The sequence below is a fragment of the Amorphus coralli DSM 19760 genome (assembly GCF_000374525.1).
In the GTDB taxonomy this organism is placed as follows: domain Bacteria; phylum Pseudomonadota; class Alphaproteobacteria; order Rhizobiales; family Amorphaceae; genus Amorphus; species Amorphus coralli.
In genome coordinates this window covers 234,007-250,837 of sequence record NZ_KB894570.1, presented here as the reverse complement: position 1 = coordinate 250,837, position 16,831 = coordinate 234,007, and the positions used below count along the sequence as shown (strand labels likewise).

Sequence of the window (16,831 nt, the reverse complement as noted above, 5' to 3'; positions counted from 1 at the left end):
TGACTTACGGGTTCGCCGAACGCCGCCTGAGCGGCCAGGCGGGCTCCGTCACCCATTGCTCGAAGGTGTCGGCCACGCCCAGGATGGTGGCGAACAGCGCCATGCGTATCGGCACGCCGTTGTCGGTCTGGCGGAAAACGGCCAGGTTCGGCAGCCGGTCGAGATCCGTGCCAAGTTCGCCGAAGACCTCGTCGCGCGGCAGCGGGTGCAGGATCACCGCATCCTCCGGCGCATGGGCCCGGAACGCGGTCGCGTCGAGCCGCAGGCGCTCGGCCGCCTCGCGCACCGAGGGATCGATCTGGAAGCGCTCGCTCTGATAGCGGGTCGCGTAGATCACATCGGCCCCGGCGAGCCCCTCTTCCAGCGTCCGGAAGACGTTCACGCGATGCCCTCGCTCGCGGGCGATGTCGGAATAGGCATCCGGCATCGACAGCGCCTCGGGCGAGACCAGCTGGAAGGTGATGTTCTCGAACACCGACATCAGCGCGATCAGCGAGTGCGTGGTACGCCCGTAGCGCAGGTCGCCGAGGATCACGATGGTCGAGCCGTCGATCTCCTTGCCAAGCGCCTTCAGTTCACGCGAGATCGTGTAGAAGTCGGTGAGCGCCTGGGTCGGATGTTCTGCCTCGCCGTCACCGCCGTTGATGACCGGAACCAGTGCGCCGCCGGCAATGATCTTCGCCGCTTCCGGCGTCGGGTGGCGGACCACGATCACGTCGGCATATCCGGAAATGACACGGGCCGTGTCGGCCAGCGATTCCCCCTTCACCAGCGACGTCATCGCCAGGCCGGTGGTATCCAGGCCAGAGCCGCCGAGCCGCGCGAACGCCGTGCCGAAGGAGATGCGGGTGCGGGTGCTCGGCTCGAAGAAGAGATTTGCCATAACCGCACCTTCCAGCACGCGGCAGACCTTCTCGCCTCGCGCAATCGGCTCCAGCCTTGAGGCCACGTCGGCGAGCCGGATCAGGTCGGAGCGGTCGAACTGACGCGCGGTCAGCACGTCGTGGCCGATTTCGAGCATGGGATCTCCCGATGGCAATGCGTGGCGGGCTGCCACGGCCGATCGGGGGCGCACAGTGCAGCGAAACGCACCGGCGATCAATCGCGTGTCGGGACGCGGCGGGCTTTTCCCCACCGCGTCCCGGGTTCATGACCTACGCGGCGAAGAGTTCCGCGTCGGCGTCCCGCAGCAGAGCGTCGAGGTCGAAGTTGCCTTCGTCGGCGATGAAGCCGAACGAGACCTCCTGGCCCGGCGCAAGCGAGCCGTTCCATTCGGCATTCTCGATGGCGTAGCGACCGTCTCCGTCCTCCACGAAATTGCCGTTCCACAGCTGGGTGATCTCGAACGGAAGGTCGATGCCGAGCTGCCAGCCGTCGACGGTGCTGTCGCCCTCGTTGGCGATGGCGATCTCGTACTGGGCTCCGGAGCCCCAGTCGTTGACCACCGACAGCTCGAAGGTCAGGGCGTCCTCGCCGCCTGTTCCTCCCGTGCCGCCAGACCCGCCGCTGCCGCCGGATCCACCCGACCCGCCGCTGCCACTGTCCTCGTCATCGACGATCGTGGCCGTTCCCACCGACTGGCTGTCGCCGGTCGTGGCCGCCAGCTGGAAGGTTTCGTCGCCTTCGCTCTCACCGTCATCGATGAGCGTGACGGTCACCGTTTTTTCCGTCTCGCCGGCCAGGAAGACCAGTTCGCCGGAGACCGCCTCGTAGTCGGAACCGGCTTCCGCGGTGCCGTCCACGGTCTGGTAGGCGACCGTCACGTCCTCGCTGTAGGCCTGGTCGAGGGACACGGTGAACGTCACCGTCGACGGACCTGTCTCGCCGTCGCCGGCCTCGTCCTGCATCAGCGGCTCGAGGAGCTCGATGGCGTTCTGGCGCACCGTGGTCCAGTCGTCGTTGAGAATGCCGCCGGTGTCGCCGGAATTCGGATTCCACGACCACCAGGCCCAGCTCATGCCCGAAGCACCCGGTTCCAGGTCGTTGACGCCATCCAGGTCGTAGTCGCCACCCAGATACTGGACGATCGCCTCGGCCCAGGCCTTGTCGACCTCGGTCTCCAGCTTCGAGCCGAACTCGCCGATGAGGATCGGCGCGATGTCCTCCTCGTGGATGAAGCCCCAGTGCTCGGAGAACACGTCGGCCAGGTCCGACCCGTCAGAGAACCACGGCTGGGCGTACACCGACGCCGGATAGTCATGGGGCGAATAGACGAGCTTGCCGTCCTGCTCCAGCTCGACCGGACGGTCGGCCACTCCCTGCAGGTTGCCACCCCACCAGTAGTTGTCACCGTTGTAGGAGCCGATGCCTTCGACAACGATGAGCCAGTCCGGGTTCACCTCGTGAATTGCGTTGCCCGCAGCCTCGGCCGCCCGGGCCCAGTCCGTCGCCCCGCCGTCGCCCCAGGTCGCGGGGCCGTGCGGCTCGTTGTGCAGGTCAGCGGCGATGATGGCGTCATTGCCCTCATAGCGTTCGGCCAGTTCGACCCAGTGATCGATCCAGTCCTGTTCGCTGTACTCGCTGGTGTACCAGAGCCCGTTCTCCTGGGCGGAGTTGCCGGCATCGACACGGTGATGATCAAGGATGATCTTCATGTCGATCTCGTCGGCATAGGCGACGATCGCGTCCATGATCTCCAGGCCCGACAGGCCGGCGAGATCCGGGTTTTTGGAATAGTCGATGGACGACGGGGTTCCGCCTGTCGCCACCAGTTCGCCGGAGAACGGAAGGCGGATGGCGTTGAAGCCCTCCTCCTTCATCTGCTCCATCATGTCCTGCCAGTTGCGCGCCCACAGGCCATGTGGAGCGGACGTGTCGGTCTCCAGCCCGAACCAGTTGACCGCGCGGATCTCGACCGCATTGCCCTCGGAATCAACAATCTGGTTGCCCTCGGTAGACAGCGGACCGTCGGCGAAGCTGGAGGCGCCACCTCTGCCGCCCTCGGCGGCTTCCGAAGCGCTGTGGCCCGACGAAACCGTCACCTGCGGATCCGTCGGCGCGGCCGTGTCGTCGCTCTGGATCGTGGCCGTCGCCACGGCATCGCCGAGCGTCGCGCCGGTAGCGCCGGTGAGTTCGACCTGGAAGGCTTCGTCACCTTCCACTGCCGTGTCATCGATGATGGCGACGGTCACGGTGCCTTCCGTCTGGCCCGCGGCGATCACAAGGTTGCCGGACGTGGCGGCAAAGTCCTCGCCGGCCACCGCCGTTCCCGACACGGTCTGGAAGCTGAGCGTCACGTCCTCGGACGCTGCCTCCGACAGGCGCACCGTAAACGTCGCTGTCCCGGCGTCCTCGTCCACCGTCGTATCGAGGATCGACGCCTCGGGCACCACTGGCGCGACGTCCTCGCTCAGGATCGTGCCGGTCGCAGAGCCGTCGGCGATCGTGGCACCATCGGCGTTGGAGAGGTCAACGGAGAAGCTCTCGCTGCCCTCGACGTCATTGTCATCGATGAGGTCGACAGTGACGATCGCCTGCGTCTGGCCGGCGGCAAAGGTCAGCGTGCCGTTGGCGGCGACGTAATCCTCGCCGGCAACAGCCGTGCCGTTGGCGGTGGCGAAGTTCACGGTCACGTCGCTGTCAGCCGCTTCCGACAGGCTGACCGTGAAGGTCGCGGTACCGGCGTCCTCGTCGATCACGGTGTCGGCGATGGTGACCTCCGGGACAACCGGGTCCACGGTGCCTTCGCCGTCATAGGGGGCCGCTTCACCGTTCAGCGTGACCGATGTCAGGGCGTCCGCGGACCCCGATGCCTGGAAGCCGAACGACGTGGTCTGACCGGCTCCCACAGAGCCGTTGTAGCTGACATTTTCCACCACGTACTGATTGCCCGTGTGCGAGACGATCCGGGCGTTCCAGATGTTGGTGATCTCGGCGTCGAGAGTGAACGCGATCTGCCAGCCGCTCGTCGCACCGTCCGGTGTGAAGGCGAGATCGGCCACGAAGCCGCCGCTCCAGGACGAGCGAACCTCGTAGCCAAGGTCGGCGTTGTTGGCCGAGTAGAGAATTTCGCCGTCCGTGGGATCCGGCGGCGTCCCGGCTTCTCCACCGGTGTCCCCACCCGTCTCGCCTCCAGTTTCCCCGCCGGTCTCGCCACCGGTGTCGGAAAGCGCGGCGAGCGCCTGTTCCACCTCGCCTCGGGCATCGGCATCGGAGAACGCGATCCGGTCGGACAGCGTGTCCGCCAGGTCTTCGGCCGTCGGCATCATGATCATCGCAACGAAGCCGGTGGAATCGACCTGCAGGTTCAGATAACCGTCCTCGTCGACGAAGACGCTGAGATCCTCGGCCGCCACGTCGACGCGGATATAGTCATCCTCGCCGTGCAGGTGGATGTGGTCCATGCCGGTGTTGGTATCGTCGATGACGAGAACCAGGTCGGGATCGGTCGTCGTCCCGCCATCCATGTCGGCGAGATCGTCGATGGCGTCGTTGAAGCGGTCCTTCAGGAGACGGCCGTCTTCCAGTGCGGAGTCATAGCGCCAAAGCTGGTTCAGGCCATCCAGGTCGCCGGGCTCGACGTTGGTGATGACGGTCTTGCCCCAGGCATCGTTATAGCCGCCCCAGCTGTCGCCGAAGTGGGACAGCGTCAGCGTGTTCGAGGCGTCGTCGTACTCGATCTTCATCTCGCGACCGGTGAAGGTCGTGAAGTTGAGCACGAGATCGTCGCCGTGTTCGGCGTAGAGCGCGGCAAAGTCATAGGTGGTCACCTCACCGGCGACACCTGTCTTCATGACGATGTGGGTGTCGGGAAAGGTGTTCGCGGGATCGATCGCATAGACCGAGGCGACCAGGTCGTCCTGGAAGTGATTGTTGGTTGCTGCCCAGCTCTGGATCAGGGTCGGGAGCGCCGCCGGATCGATGTCGGCGATACTGGCGACCGGCTCCTGAGCCTCCCAGATGCTGACCGGCCAGACGGAGAGCGTGTAATTGCCGTCCGCCTGCTCTTCCCAGAGAACACAATAATTGTGGGCGTTCATCTCCGTTACGGCATCGCCGCTGCGGAAACCGAAGACCAGGATATCGGTGGCCGGGTCGTAACCGCTCAGGTCATCCGATCCGAAAACGTAGATCTCGCCGATGTCCGGGCCACTGCCGGCCGGCCATTCGGCATTGCCTCCCGAGGCCCACTCGGATTCCGGGGCCACCGGGTACCCGAGGCCATAGGGGTTGAAATAGGCGGGGCGGTCACCCTCGTAGTCACTCCAATTGACGTCAGCCATGACAGCGTCAAGCTCCTCACATTCCCGTCAAAAGCCTGCTCGATCCATTGAACAGGCGCTCTTGCGGCGTCGTTCCGATCCGCCCACCGGACCACCCCGCGTCTTACCGAAGCCGCCTTCTGAGCGGTTTCGGAGCCCGATCGACCGCATCCCGGACGCTTCTCCTGGGGACGATGCCCCCGCCCGGGATTCGGTCTGTCCCCTCGGTGCACCCATTGCACGGACCAAACTTGGTCCGAATTGGGCGACACCGACCGGATCCTTTCTCTATGTGTTTCAAAAACTTACAATCTATCGCTGCAGTAACGTGGCGCAATTGGGGCCAAACCGGTCGGCCCCAGCCGCGCATCGCGGGTTGCTCCCGAGGCCCCGGTCGGCAGCCGTGCCCGATGTCGGGCGGCGCCATCCGAGGCCTCGGGTCCCCCAGCCCCCCGCGGGGGACGGTGGACGGTGGCGCGGTGCAGATGACCGCGCCACCGACGGCTAACTTTCGCGGAATGTGCGCCGGATCTGCGTCTCGAGCGGCTCCAGCAGGTAGGCCATGACGGTCCGCTCGCGCGTCTGAATGAAGACCTCCGCCGGCATGCCGGGAACGAGTTGCTTTCCGTCCAGCCGCTCGATTTCGGCGTCGCTCAAGGAGATACGCACGGTATAGTAGGAGGCGCCCGTCCGTTCGTCCTCACTCAGGTCGGGCGAAACCCGCAGCACACTCCCGTTCAGCTGGGGCGTCTGACGCATGTCGAAGGCGTTGAGGCTCACGGTTGCCGACTGGCCGACATGAAGCTGCTCGATATCCGTCGGAGCGACCCGGGCATCGATGACCAGGCGATCGTCGTGGGGCACGAGCTGCAGGACTGCGGCGCCCGGCGCGATGACCCCGCCGACGGTGTGAACTGCCAGTTCGTGCACCACACCTTCCGCCGGGGCGCGAATGTCGATACGCCTGAGATCGTCCTCGGCCGCGATCAGGCGCTCGCGAAGGTCGGAGATGCGCGTGGCCACCTCGCGGATTTCTCCGAGCGCCTCCTCCCGCGTGTCGCGCGACAGCTGCAGGATCTGCAGTTCGGTCTCGCTGATCCGGCCTTCCGTCATGGCGATCCGGGCGATCAGTTCGCCATACTCGCCCTTCAGTCGCACGGCGTTCCGCTCCAGCGCCATCACACGGGTCTTCGGCACGTGCCCGTTCGCCAGAAGCGAGCGGAGCCCCACGAGCTCTTCTCCGATGAGCGCGATCTCCTGGTCTTTGGCATCGCGCTGGGCGGACAGGCCAACGATTTCTTCCGCAAGCTGCGCCTTGCGCTCGTCGAGCTGCTCGATCTGGCCGGCCAGGGTCTCGCGAACCGCGGCCAGGACACGGCGTTCGCCCGCAATCGCCTCCGCAACGTGAGGCTCGTCGATCCGATCGATGAGGCCAGCCGGAATCAGCAGTTCCTCCCTCTCCTCACGTTCGGCGTCGAGCCTGGCCGAACGTGCCTCCAGGGCGACCAATTCGGCGTCCAGAATCGCTTTGCGGGCCCGCGCCGCGGTGGCGTCCAGCCGGATCAGGAGATCGCCGGGGGACACCGGGCTTCCGTTCTCCACATGGATCTCGCCCACGATCCCGCCATCGCGGTGCTGAACGGTCTTCACGTTGGACGACACCACGACCTGACCAGGAGCAATGACGGCTCCGCCGATCTTGGCTGTGGCTGCCCACCCCCCGGCACCGCCGACGACGAAGACACAAACCAGCCCGCCGATCGCAAGGTCGCGGCCCATCCGCTTGGAGGTCGTCACGAACCCGTTTCCATCGGCCATCACTGGATCTCCTTGCCAACCGGCTGCTGAATGGATCTGGGCTGGTCGGGTGTCTGTGGCTCGCCCTTCTTCGGCTGACGGGCGGTGGGCGTTTGCGGCGTGATGCGGGGAACGTTCTTTCCGAACACCTCTTCGCTGGGCCCGTAGCGGGCAATGCGGCCCGCCTCCATGATGGCGATCAGGTCCGCGTTCACCAGCGCTCCGGGCCGGTGCGCCACCACGACAGCGATCCCGCCCCGTTCCCGCACGCCGGCGAGAGCCCTGGAAAGCGCCGCTTCGCCTTCCGCATCGAGATTGGCGTTAGGCTCGTCGAGCACCACCACGAATGGATCCCGGTAGAGGGCCCTGGCGAGCGCCAGGCGCTGGCGTTGGCCGGCCGACAGCATGACGCCGCGCTCGCCGATCACCGTGCGGTAGCCCTTGGGCAGCGAGAGAATCCGTTCGTGGATGCCGGCACCGCGCGCCGCCTCGATGATGGCCGCGGAACTCGGCTCCTCCTCGAAGCGGGCGATGTTGTCCGCAACCGTGCCATCGAAGAGTTCGACGTCCTGGGGAAGGTAGCCAATATAGCGGCCCAGATCCGTGCGCGGCCATTGATCGAGGGGCGCGCCATCGAGCGTGACCTTGCCCCGGATCGGCTGCCAGGCCCCCACCATGGTGCGCGCAAGGGTCGACTTGCCGCTGCCACTCGCGCCGATGACGCCGATCACCGAGCCCGCAGGCATCGTCATGGTGACATCGATGAGGATCGGGGACCGCCCCCGGGGGGCCATCACAGTCGCACGCTCGACGGAGAAGGTCTTTGTTGGTGCCGGCAACGCCATTCGGGCAGGCTCGGGCTCACCGAAGAGCTGTTCTTTCAGATTCCGATAGGCCGTGCGCGCGGACAGCATTCCGCGCCAGTTCTGCACAACGACTTCGACCGGCTGCAGCCCCCGGGCCATGATGATAGCAGCCGCGATCATGGCGCCGCCGGTGATCTGCTCCAGGATGGCGAGGTAGGCACCGACACCCAGGACCGCCGACTGCAGGCCCAGCCGGACCACGCGCGTCATGGTGCCCGATGTCGCGACGACCTCACCGGCCCGCGCGCTTGATCCCAGGAACCGATCGTTCACATCCGCAAACCGCTGGCCAAGCGCCCGCTCCATGCCGAGCCCGGCCACCACGTCGGCATTGCGCCGCGCGGCTTCCGCCATCGCGGAGCGCTCGGCGCCGGCGGCATTCGCCTCGGCGGCCAGCAGACGCGCCCGCTTGTTGGTGACGATTGCAATGACCAGCAGCACCAGGGCGCCCACGGTGGCCACCAGGCCGAGGACCGGGTGGATCAGGTAGACGATGGCCAGATAGACGGGGATCCACGGGAGATCGAACAGCGCGGACAGGCCGGGGCCGGAAAAGAACTGTCGAATCTGATCGAGATCCGCCAGCGGGCGCTGGCGGGCAGCGTCCGGACTGCCGGTCAGCGGATCGCGGAGCACCCGTTCGAACACGGCCGGCGCGGCCTTCTCGTCGATACGGTGGCCGATTTTCACCAGCACCCGCTGCCGGATCGCGTCGAGCACGCCCATCATCAGGTAGAGGAACGCGACCAGGACCGACAACGCCACCAGCGTCGGCACGCTGCGGCTGGTCAGGACCCGATCGTAGATCTGAAGCATGTAGAGCGGCCCGGCCAGCATCAGCACGTTCACGACGGCGCTGAAGACCGCAACGCCAATGAAGGACTGGCGCAGCCCATAGAATGCGGAGTGGGGCGAACGAAGGTTCACTATGGCCTCCCTCCCCGGCACGAGATCTCCGCACCAGGTCGTGTTGATCGACAGGTGTCCGATCAACTCGCTCCGGACCGCCCTCCGGAAGAGCTTCTCGACTGCAACGCCAACCTATCCGCCAACAAGACTACGAATGGTTGACATCACCGGCCTTCGGATGCGGCTGCGCAAAATGACACGAGCGCTTCCAGAACAGCTGCCAGACCAGGCCAACAGCCGAGCCGAAGCCATCACAGAAATACGCACGCACCAGCAAACGCTGCGAGACGACTCAGAGAGTCGAATCCGAAGACCGAACAAGACACACAGGAAGGCGGGATGTCGCCCCATCACTACCGTGCGAATACATAAATGCCACGAACCATTGCCGGGCGCGAGCCGAAATCATCTATATGAAGAAGATTTAATCATGACAGAACGGTAAGGAAGTGCCGGCCCGCGCCTGCGCAGATCTGCGCAGGCATTGCCCGCGCGAACGTGCGCAGTCGTGCGCAGACTTGCGCAGGACCGCGCAGCCCGACAGCCAACGCCGCGCACCCGCGCGTTTGCGCGGGGGCCATCACCCGTCCGGCAGATGCAGACGGAGCGTGTCCGCCCTACTCGGCCGCGTCGGGCCGACGGGCGAAGGTCGCCTTGCGAGCAGCGTCCAGCGCCTCCTGCAGAACCGACAGGTCGCCAACATGATTGGCGAGGATCAGCACCAGGCGAACGTTGAGGTCGGCGCTCTCCTCCTCCGAGAGGCCGCGATGGGCATCCACCAGCGCGTGATAGGCCGCGTCCGGATTCGGGAAGCGGGATTCGGTCACCAGTCCGCTCATGTCCGTCCTCCTCAATTCCGGCCGCTGGCGCGGGCAATCGCTGCCGCGACCCGCTCGCCGTCGAACGTCCGGAAGCGCGCCGCCAGGTGCTGGTCCGGGCGCACCACAAAGGTGGCCCCCGGCGTGGCGTCCATGCGCCGTTGGAACAGGCCGTGGCTGTCGAGCAGATCGTCGCCGATGACGAGGAGATCGGCGCCTTCAACCGAGTTGGGCCGTCCGCCGTCGCGCATGTAAAGCACGGTGAAGCCGTCCCCGAGCGTGTTGAGGAGATGGACGTCCTCCCCGGCCGGCGTCCGCATGGGGCAGTCCGGCAATGGCGCGCCCAGATGGGCGGACCCGGCGAAGGCGTCGCTGTCCGGGGTGGAGAGCGCGCTGTCGTAGACGGTGGCGATGGACAGACGGCCCGAGTTCACCATGCGGCGGGCAAAAGGCTGCTCCCGCGCCAGATCGAGCACGGCATTGCGCAGCCGCTTCTCGAATGGCGACCGCGGCGAGATGAAGTCGGTTGAGCGCGTGGAATGGGCGATGTTCTCGTCCGCCGCCGCCGACCGCTCGTCGTGATAGGTCTCGATCAGGCTCTCCGGCGCTTGGCCGTTGAGCACCAGCGCCAGCTTCCAGGCGATGTTCTCCGCGTCCTGGACGCCCGAGTTGGCGCCGCGGGCCCCGAACGGAGAGACCTGGTGGGCGCTGTCGCCCGCGAAGACCACCCGTCCCTCGACGAAATGCGGAATGCGGCAGCACTGGAAGGTGTAGACCGACACCCACTCCAGATCGAAGTTGCTGTGGCCGAGCATCTGCTCGATGCGCGGGATCACGCGCTCCGGGCGCTTCTCCGCCTCGGGATCGGCATCCCAGCCGAGCTGCAGGTCGATGCGCCAGACATCGTCGGGCTGTTTGTGCAAGAGCGCCGATTGGCCGGAATGGAAGCTCGGGTCGAACCAGAACCACCGCTCGGTCGGGAAGTCCGCCTTCATCTTCACGTCGGCGATGAGGAACCGGTCCTCGAAGACATGGCCGGTGAAGCCGATGTTCATCATGGTACGGATCGGAGAACGGGCTCCGTCACAGGCGACCAGCCACTGGGCGTCGATCCGGTACGGCCCGTCCGGCGTGTCGATGGTCACGAGCACACCGTCGGAGCGCGGCTCCACGGCCGTCACCTTGTTGGACCAGCGCAGATCGATGTCCGGCATCTCCAGCGCGCGCTCAACCAGGAAGCATTCGGCGTAATATTGCTGAAGGTTGATGAAGGCCGGCATCCGGTGGCCGTCCTCCGGGAGCAGATCGAACTGATAGACCATGTCGTCTTCCAGAAAGACCTTGCCGATCTTCCAGGTGACGCCCTGGTCGACCATCCGCTGGCCGACGCCGAGACGATCCCAGACTTCCAGCGTGCGCTTGGAAAAGCAGATGGCCCGCGAGCCCTCGCCGATCCGGTTGGCATCATCCAGAAGCACAACGGAGATGCCGCGTCGGGCGAGATCGATCGCCGTCGTCAGCCCCACCGGTCCCGCGCCGACGACCACCACCGGCCTCTCCACCGGCGCAGCCGCGTCCTGATCCGGCGAGCGCGCGTAGGAGAACTGGAAAATGCCGTGCCGGGTCTCCACGCCGTGGCTGCCACCACCCTCGGCCATGTCATTCCTCCACCTGATTGGGACGCGTCGCGCGTCCGACCGGGCCTTGAGGCCTCTTGATGCGATCCTTGTCGACCTGCCCATCGGGAAACCACGGAACGGCCCACCCGCGCAACACGCGCGATGCCGCATAGCGTGGGCCGAAGGCCGCCGTCTCCCGTCACCGTCCGCGTGTGTTACATGTCGGAGGCGATCCGGATTCCCACGCTTGCGAAACGCCGGTGGGACCGGTCGCCTAAGACGGCGCGGCGGCATTCGAGACGATTTGTTGGTAGGTCATATTGGTTACAAACGCAACCAAACTCGACACCACCCCAAAGGCGGCCGACGCCACGGACGGCGAGGCGCTCCTGCTTCTTGAGGAATTCCTGCCCTATCAACTCTCCGTCCTGGCCGACACGATGAGCCAGTCCCTCTCCCGCCTCTACAGCGAGCGCCATGGGCTCGGCATCCCGGAGTGGCGCGTCATCGCCAACCTGGGCCAGCGTGGAACGATGACGGCCACGGAAATCGGCGGCCACGCCCAGATGCACAAGACGAAGGTCTCGCGCGCGGTCTCCGGCCTCGTGGACCGGGGCTATGTGATCCGCGAGCGCAACCGGGCCGACCAGCGCGAGGCGCTGCTGCAGCTCACGCCCGAGGGGCGCGCGGTCTACGCCGATCTCGTTCCTTCGGCGAAGGCGTTCAACACCGCACTTGAATCGATGTTGAACGAAACAGAGCGGACCGTTCTGCGTACCGCGCTGGAGCGGCTGACCTCCCGCTCCCGAGACCTCGTCCGCGCAATCGAGGAAGATCGCCTTTAAGCGTTCCAATCCAAGCGATTGGGGCGCTTTCCTCAGTTGTCCCCAGCAATCTTCGCCGTCGATTTCCGGGGAAGGAACCTGCGCGGCGCTGCGGTGTTGGATCGCGTGGAGAGGCGCCGGCAGGCGACTGCTCGCAGCCCGGCTCGACCATGTTGCAGGACGGGCACATTCCGCAATCCGATGTCAGCGCGCGGGGATTTGATTTGATCCCTCGGCGGTCGGGGACTTAACGAAGGGGTTCGTGGAAGAAGCGCGCGACGCCGCTTCCCGAATGTTTGCCAGGTCGCGAAAGGCGCCGACATGGGAATGCAGTTCCGTTCGAGTTTCGCAATCGCCGCGCTCACGGCCGCCGTGCTGGTGTTCGGAGTCGGGGATGCGGCGGCTCAAAGCTGCAATGCCATGCGCTCCGAACTGGCCCGCCTGAGCGGTGGCGGCAGCGGCGCTGCAAAATCCCAGATCGCCGCTCTCGAGCGCCAGGCCAAGGCGAATGGCTGCCGAACCACGTCGGGCTGGGGCCGGCCGCGGGCCTGTGCAGGCATCGATGCGCGAATCTCACAGCTCAAGCGCCAGGGTAGCGTCTCGAACCCGGGGCGTGTGCGCCAGTTGCAGCGCGCGATTGCGCGCAATTGCTCACAGCCGAAGCCCGAGCGCCAAGTCCGGCGCAGCCAGCAGAAGCAGGCCCCGGAGCAGCAGACGCGGAACACCGGTGGCTACAATCCCGACCGGATGACCACACACGGCAGCGTGATCATTCACGGCACGCGCCCCGACAATTTTCTCGGCTCCGAAGCAAAACAGACGACGGGCTTCTTCGGGACGCTGTTCGGCGGCACCCGACGCTCCGCCCCCCGGCGCGACGATCCGAACGTCGAGACGGTGTCGATCGATCCGGCGGAGGACGCTCGCAAGGCCAAGCAGGCCGCGGTCAGCGGCGGGGTCAAAGGCGTGCATGGTATCTATCGCGGCGGCGGCATGAAGACCTGGTGCGTGCGCCTGTGCGATGGCTTCTACTTCCCGGTCAGCTATCGCACGTCGTCGAGCGCCTACCAGCGCGACCTGGCCATCTGCCAGCACCGCTGCCCCGGCGCGGACGTCTCTCTCTACTCCCATCCCGGCCATCTCAATCCGGAAAACATGGTCTCCGCGATCAGCGGCGAGCGCTACACCCAGCTGCCGACCGCGTTCGCCTATCGCACCAAGGTCACCGACAACTGCTCGTGCGAAATGACCGCGCCGGACGTGAAGAGCGCCAAGGCCGACGGGAGCGAGACGAAGGATCCGGGGACCGAAGCGGACGCGACCAGGGCGGCAGCCGACATGCAAACCGTCTCCCAGCCTGACGACGGAGCCGCCAGGGAGGTCGAAATGGCCTCCGTGTCGGCGGACGTGGCAGCCTCTCAGGAAAGCAACGCCGACCAGGCGGAAAACGCGGCGGCCGATCTCGCGTCCAACCCGCCAAGCGGAGAGCTGAACACCACCGGCACGAACGTCGACAACACGCCCAAGACGAGTGCGGTTACGGCCTACGCCGACGGGAACAGCCTGGCTGGCAAGGAAACCCGCGCAGAGGAAAAGGTCGTCATCGACACAGTGGCCCGCCCCTCCGCGGATGAGGTCGGCGTCTCGCAGGCGCGACCCATCACCGAGGCCGATCTCCAGGTCCGGAAAGTCGGTCCAACGTACTACGCCGACCAAATAGCGGCATCAGCGAACGCATCTCAGGCCCGTCAGGCCGCCCGGTAAGGGCGATACGAAGCGGCTGGAAGAGCGATTTGCCCTTCCGGCCGGTCGCTGCCTGAACGGCCTTCGTCCATGCCTTGAACGTCGTGTCGTCCCAAGGTTCCTCGGGCAGATGCCGGGCGGCCTCGGCTGCGAACGCACGATCCTCGTCCGACAGATCCGCCTCGACCGGCCCCGTGACCACGCGCCACCAGTCGGCCGCGTCGGACAGCCGGCTGATATTGTCCCGGATCGCCACCCAGAACGCCTCTCCACCGCCGACACCGAGCACTTCGAGCCGGTCGGCCACCGCGGCATAGTCGAAGCCACGCAGGATCTGGGCGTTGAGAGCGTCGAGGTCAGCCGGATCGAAGGAGGCCGGCGAGCGCGAGATGCCGGACAGGTCGAGGCGTGCGGCAAGGGCGTCGAGGTCCGACACCGCCTCGATCGCCTGGGACGTTCCGGTCAGGACGGCCAGGGATGCAACCGACTGAGGCTCATAGCCCTCATCCCGAAGCGAACGCAGGGAAAGCGCACCCGAGCGCTTGGAGAGTGCCTCGCCATCGGCGCGGACGAGCAGGTTGTGATGACCGAAGGCCGGCGGCGCAGCGCCCAGTGCCTGGAAGATCGGGATCTGTGCGCCGGTGTTGGTGACGTGATCGTCGCCGCGAAGCACGTGGGTGATGCCGAGCTCGATATCGTCGATCACCGACGGCAGCGTATAGAGGAAGCTGCCGTCCTCGCGGACCAGCACCGGATCGGAGAGCGAGCCGAGGTCGACGGTCTGCTCGCCGCGGCATAGATCGGTCCAGGTGATGGGCGTGGAGCGGATCTCGGCCGGATCGCTGTCGAAGTTCGGCAGCAGGAACCGCCAGTGCGGACGCCGCCCCTCGTCTTCCAGCCGCGCCCGCTCCGCCTCATCCAGCATCAGCCCTGCGCGGTCGTAGATCGGCGGCAGCCGACGTGCGAGACGGCGCTTGCGCTTGCGGTCGAGGTCCTCTGCCGTCTCGTAGCAGGCGTAGAGAAGGCCGGCCTCGGTCAGGCGCGCAATGGCGGCGCTGTAGCGCTCGAAGCGCTCCGATTGCCGAGCCACCTCGTCCGGCGGGATGCCGAGCCACTCCAGGTCCTCGACGATGGCCGTAGCGAAACGCTCTTCGGAACGGGCCGTGTCGGTGTCGTCGAGGCGCAGCACGAAGGCGCCACCTTCCCGACGGGCCAGAAGCGCGTTCATCAGGGCGGTGCGCGCGTTGCCGATATGCAGGAAGCCGGTGGGCGACGGCGCAAAGCGGAGCCGGATGCTCATGGCCGGTCGCGGAACTTGTTGGTGATCGGGTAGCGCCGATCGCGTCCGAAGTTGCGGCGACCGATCTTGACGCCCGGCGCCGCCTGGCGGCGCTTGTACTCCGCGATGTAGAGAAGCCGCTCGATCCGCCGGACCACGGCTTCGTCGAAGCCGCGCGCCACGATGGCCGCAACGCCGAGGTCCTCCTCCACCAGCCCCGCCAGGATGGCGTCAAGCTCATCGTAGGGGGGCAGCGAGTCCTGGTCGGTCTGGTTCTCGCGCAGCTCCGCCGTCGGCGCCTTGGTGATGACGCGGTCCGGCATGACGGCGCCCTCCGGCCCGAGCACCCCCTCCGGCCGGTGCGTGTTGCGCCAGCGCGAAAGCCGGTAGACCTCGGTCTTGTAGAGATCCTTGATCGGGTTGAAGCCGCCGTTCATGTCGCCGTAGAGCGTCGAGTAGCCGACCGAGACCTCCGACTTGTTGCCGGTGGTGACGACCATGGCGCCGAACTTGTTGGAAACCGCCATGAGGATCGTGCCGCGCACGCGCGACTGGATGTTCTCCTCCGTCACGTCCGGCTCGCGCCCGGCAAAGAGCGGCTCCAACGCCGCGCCCACGCCCTCGACGGCGGTCGCGATGGGCACCGTGTCGTAGCGCAGGCCAAGCGCCTCGGCGACTTCCGCCGCATCGGCGATGCTCTCGCCGGAGGTGTAGCGGTAGGGCAGCATGATGGCGTGGACCCGCTCCGCGCCGAGCGCATCCACCGCCATGGCTGCGCAGATGGCGGAATCGATGCCGCCTGACAGGCCCAGCACGACGCCGGGGAAGCCGTTCTTGTCCACGTAGTCCTTCAGCCCGAGGACGCAGGCGCGCCAGTCCGCCTCGTCGATGCCGGGCAGCGCGTGTTTCGGGGCGTCGGCAGCGCAGCGCCAGTCCTCGCCCTCGCGGGTCCACTCGACAGTCGCGATGACCGGGTCGAACTGGGCGAGCTGGAAGCCGAGCGAGCGATCGGCGTTGAGGCCGAAGGACGCGCCGTCGAAGACGAGCTCGTCCTGGCCGCCAAGCTGATTGACGTAGACCAGCGGCAGGCCGCTCTCCACGACACGGGCGACGGCCACCTGCATGCGCGTGTCGGCCTTCTCCCGCTCGTAGGGCGAGCCGTTGGGGACGACCAGGATCTCCGCGCCGGTTTCGGCCAGGCATTCGACCACGTCCTCGACCCAGATGTCCTCGCAGATAGGCACGCCGATGCGCACGCCGCGCACGGAGAGCGGACCGGGCAGCGGGCCGGAGGCGAAGACGCGCATCTCGTCGAAGACGCCGTAGTTGGGCAGCGCCACCTTGAAGCGCAGCCCCTTCACCGCCCCCTCGTCGAGATGGGCAACGGCATTGTAGAGCGACCCGTCCTCCACCCATGGCGTACCGATCAGGACGGCGGGGCCGTCCGCCGTGACGTCGGTGGCCAGCTCCTCGACGGCGCGCCGGCAGGCCTCGGTAAAGGCGGACTTGAGGACCAGGTCCTCGGGCGGATAGCCGGAGATGAACAGCTCGGAGAAGACCAGGACGTCGGCACGCTGGCCAGCGGCCGTCTTCAGCGCCTCGCGGGCGAGCGCGAGGTTGCCGTCGATGTCGCCGAGAACGGGATTGAGCTGCGCGACGGCGATACGGAGCGTGGAATCGGCCATGGAAATCGTCGATGCACCCGGGTCGCGAGAGGAAGGCGGCGCGCGGTCCGGCAGTCCGCCGGCCGGCCGGCGACAGCGGCGTCGCACGGC

At 66.6% G+C, this 16,831-nt stretch carries 10 protein-coding genes; 2 read left to right on the top strand and 8 right to left on the bottom strand.

From position 1 onward, the window contains the following. Positions 1-4 precede the first annotated feature (4 nt). The 6 genes from pyrB to C507_RS0101125 form a co-directional block, all read right to left on the bottom strand. On the bottom strand, positions 5-1,021 hold the full coding sequence (gene pyrB / locus C507_RS0101150; RefSeq protein ID WP_018697810.1) for an aspartate carbamoyltransferase: 1,017 nt from the start codon (positions 1,019-1,021) through the stop codon (positions 5-7). Positions 1,022-1,154: 133 nt separating this feature from the next. Beyond that, complete coding sequence (locus tag C507_RS22205; protein ID WP_018697809.1) at positions 1,155-5,222, bottom strand: Calx-beta domain-containing protein; 4,068 nt, start codon at positions 5,220-5,222, stop codon at positions 1,155-1,157. A 483-nt stretch (positions 5,223-5,705) separates the two neighbouring features. After that, entirely contained in the window at positions 5,706-7,019 is a 1,314-nt protein-coding gene (locus C507_RS0101140) for an HlyD family type I secretion periplasmic adaptor subunit (protein ID WP_018697808.1), read from the bottom strand. After that, entirely contained in the window at positions 7,019-8,791 is a 1,773-nt protein-coding gene (locus C507_RS0101135) for a type I secretion system permease/ATPase (RefSeq protein WP_018697807.1), read from the bottom strand. The genes C507_RS0101140 and C507_RS0101135 overlap by 1 nt, the downstream gene beginning before the upstream one ends. A 599-nt stretch (positions 8,792-9,390) precedes the next feature. Then, entirely contained in the window at positions 9,391-9,612 is a 222-nt protein-coding gene (locus tag C507_RS0101130) for a DUF2783 domain-containing protein (protein WP_018697806.1), read from the bottom strand. An 11-nt stretch (positions 9,613-9,623) separates the two neighbouring features. Then, the gene (locus C507_RS0101125) at positions 9,624-11,249 is read right to left on the bottom strand and encodes an FAD-dependent oxidoreductase (RefSeq protein WP_018697805.1); all 1,626 of its coding nucleotides are present in this window, start codon (positions 11,247-11,249) and stop codon (positions 9,624-9,626) included. 281 nt (positions 11,250-11,530) lie between these two features. Here C507_RS0101125 and C507_RS0101120 point away from each other — a divergent pair, with 281 nt between their 5' ends. Together C507_RS0101120 and C507_RS0101115 are read left to right on the top strand one after the other, a co-directional pair. Further along, positions 11,531-12,055, top strand: a complete 525-nt coding sequence (locus C507_RS0101120; protein WP_018697804.1) for a MarR family winged helix-turn-helix transcriptional regulator — start codon at positions 11,531-11,533, stop codon at positions 12,053-12,055. Between the two features lie 306 nt (positions 12,056-12,361). Beyond that, a complete protein-coding gene (locus tag C507_RS0101115) occupies positions 12,362-13,798 on the top strand; it encodes a DUF2865 domain-containing protein (RefSeq protein ID WP_026318737.1) in 1,437 nt (478 codons plus the stop codon). Here the strand turns inward: C507_RS0101115 and C507_RS0101110 are convergent. After that, entirely contained in the window at positions 13,695-15,077 is a 1,383-nt protein-coding gene (locus C507_RS0101110; RefSeq protein ID WP_018697802.1) for a glutamate--tRNA ligase, read from the bottom strand. The genes C507_RS0101115 and C507_RS0101110 overlap by 104 nt on opposite strands. Then, positions 15,074-16,741, bottom strand: a complete 1,668-nt coding sequence (locus C507_RS0101105; protein WP_018697801.1) for an NAD+ synthase — start codon at positions 16,739-16,741, stop codon at positions 15,074-15,076. Before C507_RS0101105 ends, C507_RS0101110 begins: the two co-directional genes overlap by 4 nt. Positions 16,742-16,831 lie beyond the last annotated feature (90 nt).

What these genes read in the sequence shown, in the direction of transcription:
- pyrB (WP_018697810.1), bottom strand. Translation starts at nt 1,021, where the DNA reads ATGCTCGAAATCGGCCACGACGTGCTGACCGCGCGTCAGTTCGACCGC.
- C507_RS22205 (WP_018697809.1), bottom strand. Translation starts at nt 5,222, where the DNA reads ATGGCTGACGTCAATTGGAGTGACTACGAGGGTGACCGCCCCGCCTAT.
- C507_RS0101140 (WP_018697808.1), bottom strand. Translation starts at nt 7,019, where the DNA reads ATGGCCGATGGAAACGGGTTCGTGACGACCTCCAAGCGGATGGGCCGC.
- C507_RS0101130 (WP_018697806.1), bottom strand. Translation starts at nt 9,612, where the DNA reads ATGAGCGGACTGGTGACCGAATCCCGCTTCCCGAATCCGGACGCGGCC.
- C507_RS0101125 (WP_018697805.1), bottom strand. Translation starts at nt 11,249, where the DNA reads ATGGCCGAGGGTGGTGGCAGCCACGGCGTGGAGACCCGGCACGGCATT.
- C507_RS0101115 (WP_026318737.1), top strand. Translation starts at nt 12,362, where the DNA reads ATGCAGTTCCGTTCGAGTTTCGCAATCGCCGCGCTCACGGCCGCCGTG.
- C507_RS0101110 (WP_018697802.1), bottom strand. Translation starts at nt 15,077, where the DNA reads ATGAGCATCCGGCTCCGCTTTGCGCCGTCGCCCACCGGCTTCCTGCAT.
- C507_RS0101105 (WP_018697801.1), bottom strand. Translation starts at nt 16,741, where the DNA reads ATGGCCGATTCCACGCTCCGTATCGCCGTCGCGCAGCTCAATCCCGTT.